This window comes from Streptomyces spongiae (assembly GCF_009377185.1).
GTDB lineage: Bacteria > Actinomycetota > Actinomycetes > Streptomycetales > Streptomycetaceae > Streptomyces > Streptomyces spongiae.
Map to the genome: position 1 here is coordinate 1 of NZ_VJZC01000530.1, position 6,948 is coordinate 6,948.

4 protein-coding genes are annotated in these 6,948 nt (G+C 67.1%); 3 read left to right on the forward strand and 1 reads right to left on the reverse strand.

Annotation, left to right across the window (positions count from 1 at the left end):
- The first annotated feature begins 56 nt into the window (after nucleotides 1–56).
- The 3 genes from FNH08_RS40490 to FNH08_RS40500 all read left to right on the forward strand — a co-directional run bounded on the left by FNH08_RS40490 (nucleotide 57) and on the right by FNH08_RS40500 (nucleotide 6,501).
- On the forward strand, nucleotides 57–4,847 hold the full coding sequence (locus tag FNH08_RS40490) for a putative T7SS-secreted protein (RefSeq protein WP_152776516.1): 4,791 nt from the start codon (nucleotides 57–59) through the stop codon (nucleotides 4,845–4,847).
- A gap of 1 nt (nucleotide 4,848) precedes the next feature.
- Entirely contained in the window at nucleotides 4,849–5,160 is a 312-nt protein-coding gene (locus FNH08_RS40495; protein ID WP_152776517.1) for a hypothetical protein, read from the forward strand.
- An 87-nt stretch (nucleotides 5,161–5,247) separates the two neighbouring features.
- Nucleotides 5,248–6,501, forward strand: coding sequence for a DUF1266 domain-containing protein (locus FNH08_RS40500; RefSeq protein WP_152776518.1), 1,254 nt, complete (start codon nucleotides 5,248–5,250; stop codon nucleotides 6,499–6,501).
- A gap of 111 nt (nucleotides 6,502–6,612) precedes the next feature.
- Here FNH08_RS40500 and FNH08_RS40505 read toward each other — a convergent pair.
- On the reverse strand, nucleotides 6,613–6,948 hold a 336-nt coding region (locus tag FNH08_RS40505; RefSeq protein WP_194238793.1), incomplete at its 5' end, for an ATP-binding protein.

A 6,948-nucleotide genomic window follows, 5' to 3' on the forward strand; every position in this document is an offset into this window, starting at 1 on the left:
GACTGGCAGTGGGGCGGCCCACCACAGGCTGCAGGGTCCGGGGAGGGTGAGGGCTGATGAGCGGCCTGGGGGACCTGGCCAACGGCCTCGGGGACAGCCTGGAGGGTGCTGTCGATGGTGTGAAGGAGGGGGTCGGCGAGGCCGTCAACTGGGGCACGGACCGGGCGGCGGACGGCCTGTCCGCGGTCGGTGCGGGTGGCATGGCTGAGGGGGTGCGCGACTTCGGCGAGGGCGTGAACAACCGCCTGGGCGGCGAGGTAGCCGAACGCGAGCTGGGAGAAACCGACGACCCCAAGGAACTGATCCACGGCAGCCCGGAAGCCCTGAACGCACGGGCCCGCCACCTGCGGGACTTCTCCCGCGCCTTCGAGAGTGTCGGCCAGGGGCTGCGGTCGCTGGACTCGGGCGGCTGGCAGGGCGAGGCGGGGGACGCGTTCCGCGCGAAGTTCGGCATGCAGCCCAAGCAGTGGCTGACGGCGGCGGATGCCTGCGAGACGGCGGGGCAGGCGCTGGAGGCATACGCGGACACGGTCCGCTGGGCCCAGCAGCAGGCACAGGCGGCGATCGAGGCCTTCCGCGCCGCGCAGGAGTCCTACCGTCAGGCGGCGGACGCGCACAACGCGAAGGTGGAAGCCTTCAACCAGGCGGCCGACCGCTACAACGCGGCCGCGCTGGCGGGCCGGAACCCGGGCCCGCGCCCAACCGAACCGGGCACCTTCACCGACCCCTCGACGGCCGCCCGCCGAGAGGCGGTCGAGACCCTGGCCGAGGCCCGCCGCCAACGCACCTCCGCTGCCCGCGACGCCCAGCGCAGGCTGGCGACCGCCCTGGAGGCGGCTCCGCCGAAGCCGGAGTTCACCGACCGTCTGGGCGCCAACGCCATGGACGCCGTCGCCGGGGTGCAGCTGAACCAGGTCCACGTCGTGGGCGGCCTGCTCAAGGGCGGCGCGGACATGGTGAAGCTGGCCCGCACGGTCAACCCGATGGACCCCTACAACCTCACCCACCCCGGCGAGTGGCTGAAGAACTCCAACATGCTCCTGGCCGGCCTGGTCGGCACAGCCGCCCACCCGGAGCGTCTGCCGATGTCCATCCTGGGCACCGGCTGGCGCAGCGACCCAGGCGACGCCATGGGCTACCTCGCCTCGAACCTGATCGGCGGCAAGGGCGCGGGAGCCGTGGGCAAGGGTGCGCTGAGGGGCGCCGCCAAGGGAGCGGCGACGGGAGCCGCCCGCAGGAGCGTGGCGCAGGCCCTCAAGGACTTCGCCCGCGAATTCAAGTGCAAGTGGTTCGGCGACCCCATCGACATGGCCACCGGACGCATGGCCCTACCGCAGACCGACGTCACACTCCCCGCCAAGCTGCCCCTGGTCTTCACCCGGCAGTTCGAGTCGTCCTACCGGGCGGGCCGCTGGTTCGGCCCCGCCTGGACCTCCACCGCCGACCAGCGCCTGGAGGTCGACACCGAAGGCGTCATCTTCGTCCGCGAGAACGGGGCACTGCTGGCCTACCCGCACCCCGCCCCCGGCGTGCCGACCCTGCCCCTGGAGGGCGGCCGGTACCCACTGACCATCGACGCCCACGGCGACTACACCGTCACAGACCCCGAATCCGGCCGCACCTGGTACTTCGCGTCCCCAGGCGGCGACGGCAACGGCATCGCGCTGCTGGAGCAGATCACCGACCGCTCCGGCACCCAGTGGCTCACCTTCGACTACGACGCACAGGGCGCCCCCACGGGCATCACCCACTCGTCCGGCTACCACCTGAAGATCACCACCGAGGACGAGCGCATCACCGCCCTGCACCTGGCCGGGGCGGCATCCGACGGAACCGATCAGGAACTGGTCCGCTTCGGCTACGACGAGGACGACCACCTCGCAACGGTGACGAAGTCCTCCGGCATACCGACCCGGTTCACCAACGACGAGCGGGGCCGTATCGCGGCCTGGACCGACACGAACAACTCGACGTACTACTACGTCTACGACGACCAGGGCCGCTGCACCTCCCAGACCGGCGAGGCGGGTCACCTGCGCAACACGTTCACCTACGGCGAGGTGGACGCGGAGACCGGCCACCGCACCATCACCGCGACCAACTCCCTGGGCCACAGCACGCACTACCAGGTCAACAGCGCCCTGCAGGTGGTGGCCGAGACCGGCCCGGACGGAGCGACGACCCGCACCACCTACGACCGCCAAGACCGCCCGCTGACGATCACCGACCCCCTCGGCCGCACCACCAGCTACGCCTACGACAAGGCGGGCCGCCCGATCATGGTGGTCCGCCCCGACGGCCGCTACAGCAGCATCGGCTACAACGACCAGGGCCTGCCGGTGGTAGTCGCCCACCCGGACGGCACCCGGACCTTCCAGCAGTACGACGCGGACGGCAACCGCACAGCGGTGACCGACCCGTCGGGAGCGACCACCCGCTTCTCGTACGACACCGCAGGCCACCTGGCATCGGTCACCAACGCGCTGGGCGCCACAACACAGGTGCGATGCGACTCAGCCGGCCTGCCTCTGGAGATCACCGACCCGCTCGGAGCAGTGACCCGCTACGAACGCGACACTTTCGGCCGAACTGTCGCACTCACGGACCCACTCGGCGCGGTCACCCACCTGGAATGGACGGTCGAAGGCAAACCCGCCCGCCGCACCGCCCCGGACGGCACCACCGAATCCTGGACCTACGACGGCGAGGGCAACTGCACCACCCACACCGACCCCATGGGCGCCGTCACTCGCTACGAGTACACCCACTTCGACCTACTGGCGGCCCGCACGGGCCCGGACGGCGTGCGTCACACCTTCGACCACGACACCGAACTACGCCTCACCCAGGTCACCAACCCCCAAGGCCTGACCTGGAGTTACGAGTACGACCCAGCGGGACGCCTCGTCACGGAGACGGACTTCGACAACCGCACGGTGACGTACGCGCACGACGCGGCAGGCCAGCTGGCCACCCGAACGACGGCCTCCGGAGACGTCATCCGCTTCCAGTGGGACATGCTGGGGCGGGCGCTGCGGAAATACGCGGCCAGTGCGGTCACGGCGTATGAATACGACGCTACCGGCGGCCTGGCACGAGCGACGAGTCCGGACGCGGAGTTGACTGTCCACCGCGATCACGCGGGCCGTGTGCTGTCTGAGACCGTCAACGGCCGCACCACGACGTACGCCTACGACGCGTTGGGTCGCCGCACCAGCCGCACCACGCCAACGGGTGCAACGAGCACGTGGACGTACGACACGGCTGGCAACCCGGCCGAACTGAACACCTGCGGCCGAACCATCACGTTCACCCACGACCCGGGAGGCCGCGAACTCACCCGCCACATCGGCGACACGCTCACCCTCACCAGCGTCTTCGACTCCCTGGGCCGCCTGACCGAGCAGGAACTCACCGGCTCGGCCCACCGGCGCTTCCAGCACCGGGCCTACGCCTATCAGGTGGACGGCAATCTCATCGGCATCGACGACGAACTGAACGGCCCACGCCGCTTCAGATTGGACGCGGCGGGCCGAGTTGACTCAGTCCACGCTGCGGGCTGGACGGAGACATACGCCTATGACGAGGTAGGCAACCAAACCCACGCCTCCTGGCCCCAGCCCATGCCGGGCCAAGAAGCGATCGGCGAGCGCACCTACACCGGAACCCGCATCCATACCGCCGGGAAAACCCGCTACGAGCACGACGCTGCGGGACGTATCACCCTGCGGCAGAAGACACACCTGTCGCGGAAGCCTGACACATGGCGTTATACCTGGGACGCCGAGGATCGCCTCATCTCCGCGATCACCCCCGACGGCACCACGTGGCGCTACCAGTACGACCCGTTGGGCCGTCGCATCGCCAAGCAGCGCCTTTCTGTGAACAGCTCAACGGTTTTGGAACAAGTCGACTTCACGTGGGACGGCACCACTCTTGCCGAGCAGACCACCCACACCTCAGGAGCCACCGAGTCGGCTATCACCCTCACATGGGATCACCACGGCTTGCGTCCCCTCGCCCAGACTGAGCGCAAGACTCTCGGTCCCGACGCACCGCAGGAACAGATCGACCAGCGCTTCTATGCCATCATCACCGATCTGGTGGGCACCCCGACCGAACTAGTCGATGACCACGGTGACATCGCCTGGCGCGCCCACTCCACCCTCTGGGGCGCCACAGCCTGGGCTGACGACGCCACCGCCTACACACCCCTCCGCTTTCCAGGCCAGTACTACGACCCCGAAACAGGACTCCACTACAACTACTTCCGCTACTACGACCCCGAAAACGCCCGCTACCTCACCCTTGATCCTCTCGGGCTCACACCGGCCCCCAACCCAGTCGCCTACGTCCAAGCCCCGCACACCTGGACCGACCCCCTCGGCCTAGCACCATGCAGGATTCTGTACCACGGGACGACGAGGGACGCCGCCGAATCCATCCTCAAGAATGGCATCGACCCTAACTTCAGTACCCGACCAATGGACTTTGGGAAGGGAGGATTCTATGTCACCGAGGATCTCGCGCAGGCCCAGCAGTGGGCCCTGCGGCAGGGAGGAAGCAATGGCGCAGCCGTCCTACACTTCAAGGTGCCAGAAGGTGCCTTCGACGGCTTGAGAAGCAAGATATTTGACGGGCCAGGAGAAGAACTATCAGCCTTCTTCAGACACCACCGTGGCGGCGGAACCATGCACAGCTTCGACTTGGTGGAAGGACCAATGCTACTCAACCTCAGAGCATTCCTGCGTAAAGGAGCAGACGCGGTGGTAGGCGGGCATCAGATCGCAATATTCGGCGACACGGCTGCCAACATTCTCACGCGCCACATGAAGGGAATCATATAAGATGAGCGAGTTCTCAATGCCAACAATACCAGAAAGTGAAGAATGTTTGCGCGAAATCGCGGAAGAAATGATGGAACTCTTCGGCATCCCTTATCGCGAGGCGGTGGCGAGAATCAACTACGAATGGCGTCACCTGTCATTTGAAAAATGGCCCGACTTGATTGGCCATGAACTTCCCGAGCACTGGGCATATCGACTCTACTACGGCGAAGTACCCTACTGGGACGCGCACGCCGACCGTTCGAAATGGGTAGCTCATCAGGCACCCCCTAACGACTTGCAATACTGGACTATTCATGACAGCTCCGCATGATTCAATCCCGCAAGGCGCCACGCTCGGCAAGATACCGTGATCGTCTGACGAGCGGGCGATGGGTCATCAATAACTGATAGGTGAACAATGTCGTTCGGGCCACCGCCCGCGGGTTTCGGTCCTCCGCCTCCCATCTGGACGCCTCCGACGGAAGTCGAGCAGGCGTTGTTCGAGGCCAAGTCGCGGGGGGACTGGGCGGCGTACTTCGACACGCTCGCGCGGAATCGGGTCTACTTCGAGATAGACCGGGATAAGGCCGATGCCAAGCGCAGTGTCATCTATGCCCTGTTCGGGCACGACCCTCGGGTTACCGGAGGGAGGATCTGGGCGGTGTACACCGAGGGGATGCTGCCCGCGCCCGAGCCGCATCGCGTGTTCGACTGGAACGACCTCGCATGGTTCGCGCAGGTCTGGACGCCCGCTGATCCGCCGATGATCGTCGTCAATCCCGGTAGTCCGTGCGAGGCGTTCCTCCCCTCTGGGCCGCCGCACTCAGCGGCCTGGGCCCAGTACTCCGAGCGGGTGGGTTTCCCCGCTTACCGGACCGCTCTGCGGACACTGCTCGTGGGCGGGCCGCTGCACGGACCTGTGGCCCACGGGCTGGCCTGTGGCGCCCTTCTCTTCGTCAATCACGGCCTTCCCTGGAACACCATGGCCTACCACGGCCAGGGCTATCCCTCCGAACGCCAGATGCTGCGGGAGTGGTGGGGAGTCACCAGCCGCCAGGAATGGCATGTGCAGCAGCGTGACCTTCTTGCCACGGACCGGGCCAACCCCGTCTGGGAGTTCGCGCTCGGCCTGCGCCACACCATCGCCCGTGATTTCGGAGGCCATGTCGATACCGCTTATTGGCGCGACGCTGTCGCCCGAGTCCTGCGCAAGCGGGCGGAAGGCGGGACCGTCCTCACACCGGAGGGCGTCACCAAGACCGCGCCCACCCCTCAGGCCGAGACCGAAGCGCACATCAAGGGCGTTCAGCATCTCATCGGCCGGATCACCCGCTACGAGGCTCGTATGCGAGCCGACGGGGTGCTGGACGAGAACCGCTACGTCTCCTCCGTCGACGCGTGGAATCTCGGGCGGGCCTCATGCATGGCGCGCTGGGGTCTGGGAGCTCGCTACTGCGACCTGGCGGAAGCCGAGGCCGCCGTCGTCGAAGCTGGGCGCGGCGCGGCACGTTCGTACAAGTCCTGGCAGGACTTCTCCGTCGGCTTCATCCTTGGCCGCTGTCTGCACTTCGACGACGAGGAGTTCGGGGACTGGTACCAGGACATGGTTACCGCCCACCGGCTCCTGACCTCCGAGCCCGGCAGTCCCTGGCTCAACCTCCCATTCCGGTAGGTCCTCCGCACGACGCCGCGGCAATTGGAATCTGAGTCCCACCGCGACTCGCCAAAACACCAGGTGGCAGGGACGACCGCTGGGACGCCAATTGTCGCCCCCAAGGCCGGCTCACTCCCGCGCGGCGGACAGTTCGAACCACACCACCTTCCAGCCGGGCGTACAGGAGTGGACGGTGAGCGGGTAGCGCCCCCACGCGTCCGCCAGTGCCTCCACCAGGTACAGGCCCCGGCCGAAGTCCTGGTCGGTGGTACAGGGAAGGGGGTCGGGGAGTTCCGGGTGGTTGTCCATGACTCCGATGCGTACGGCGTCGGGGCGGGAGCGGAGTCTGATGGTGACCGGGCCGTCGGAGTGCTTCACCGCGTTCGAGACCAGCTCCGAGGTCAGTAGTTCTGCCGTGTCGGTGAGTTCGTGGGGGCGGGAGTGTCCGAGGAGTGCCGTGCGGAT